The 1,727-nt window shown below is 55.2% G+C and carries 1 rRNA gene; it reads right to left on the bottom strand.

What is annotated here, in order from left to right:
- Positions 1 to 18: 18 nt before the first annotated feature.
- Positions 19 to 1,542: ribosomal RNA gene (locus ACR65J_RS20925) — 16S ribosomal RNA — on the bottom strand.
- Positions 1,543 to 1,727 lie beyond the last annotated feature (185 nt).

The following is a 1,727-nucleotide window of genomic DNA, read 5'->3' as shown; positions in this document are numbered from 1 at the left end:
GTTGTAGGTGCTCCTTAGAAAGGAGGTGATCCAGCCGCACCTTCCGGTACGGCTACCTTGTTACGACTTAGTCCCAATCGCCAGTCCCACCTTCGACAGCTCCCTCCCACAAGGGGTTAGGCCACCGGCTTCGGGTGTTACCAACTTTCGTGACTTGACGGGCGGTGTGTACAAGGCCCGGGAACGTATTCACCGCAGCGTTGCTGATCTGCGATTACTAGCGACTCCGACTTCATGGGGTCGAGTTGCAGACCCCAATCCGAACTGAGACCGGCTTTTTGGGATTAGCTCCACCTCACAGTATCGCAACCCTTTGTACCGGCCATTGTAGCATGCGTGAAGCCCAAGACATAAGGGGCATGATGATTTGACGTCGTCCCCACCTTCCTCCGAGTTGACCCCGGCAGTCTCCTATGAGTCCCCACCATCACGTGCTGGCAACATAGAACGAGGGTTGCGCTCGTTGCGGGACTTAACCCAACATCTCACGACACGAGCTGACGACAACCATGCACCACCTGTAAACCGACCACAAGTGGGGGACCTGTTTCCAGGTCTTACCGGTTCATGTCAAGCCTTGGTAAGGTTCTTCGCGTTGCATCGAATTAATCCGCATGCTCCGCCGCTTGTGCGGGCCCCCGTCAATTCCTTTGAGTTTTAGCCTTGCGGCCGTACTCCCCAGGCGGGGCACTTAATGCGTTAGCTACGGCGCGGAAAACGTGGAATGTCCCCCACACCTAGTGCCCAACGTTTACGGCATGGACTACCAGGGTATCTAATCCTGTTCGCTCCCCATGCTTTCGCTCCTCAGCGTCAGTTAATGCCCAGAGACCTGCCTTCGCCATCGGTGTTCCTCCTGATATCTGCGCATTTCACCGCTACACCAGGAATTCCAGTCTCCCCTACATCACTCTAGTCTGCCCGTACCCACCGCAGATCCGGAGTTGAGCCCCGGACTTTCACGGCAGACGCGACAAACCGCCTACGAGCTCTTTACGCCCAATAATTCCGGATAACGCTTGCGCCCTACGTATTACCGCGGCTGCTGGCACGTAGTTAGCCGGCGCTTCTTCTGCAGGTACCGTCACCTTGCGGCTTCTTCCCTACTGAAAGAGGTTTACAACCCGAAGGCCGTCATCCCTCACGCGGCGTCGCTGCATCAGGCTTGCGCCCATTGTGCAATATTCCCCACTGCTGCCTCCCGTAGGAGTCTGGGCCGTGTCTCAGTCCCAGTGTGGCCGGTCACCCTCTCAGGCCGGCTACCCGTCGTCGCCTTGGTAGGCCATTACCCCACCAACAAGCTGATAGGCCGCGAGTCCATCCAAAACCACAAAAGCTTTCCACCAACCACCATGCGACGGTCAGTCATATCCGGTATTAGACCCAGTTTCCCAGGCTTATCCCAGAGTCAAGGGCAGGTTACTCACGTGTTACTCACCCGTTCGCCACTAATCCAGGAGCAAGCTCCCTTCATCGTTCGACTTGCATGTGTTAAGCACGCCGCCAGCGTTCATCCTGAGCCAGGATCAAACTCTCCGTTGAAGTAAAACAGACACAACCAAAACCACCGGAAATAACGGCGGCAAAGGCTGCACAAAATTTGAAACCAGCTAAAAACACCAAACCAATACCACAGGGGCGGCACGATTCGGCACAATCAACCAATTACATACATAATCGGTATCAACAAACTTGGCACACTATTGAGTTCTCAAACAACAGACACA

Source organism: Arthrobacter sp. SAFR-044 (genome assembly GCF_059414985.1).
The sequence above is the reverse complement of the archived record's forward strand: the minus strand, read 5'-3'. Positions and strand labels throughout refer to the sequence as shown.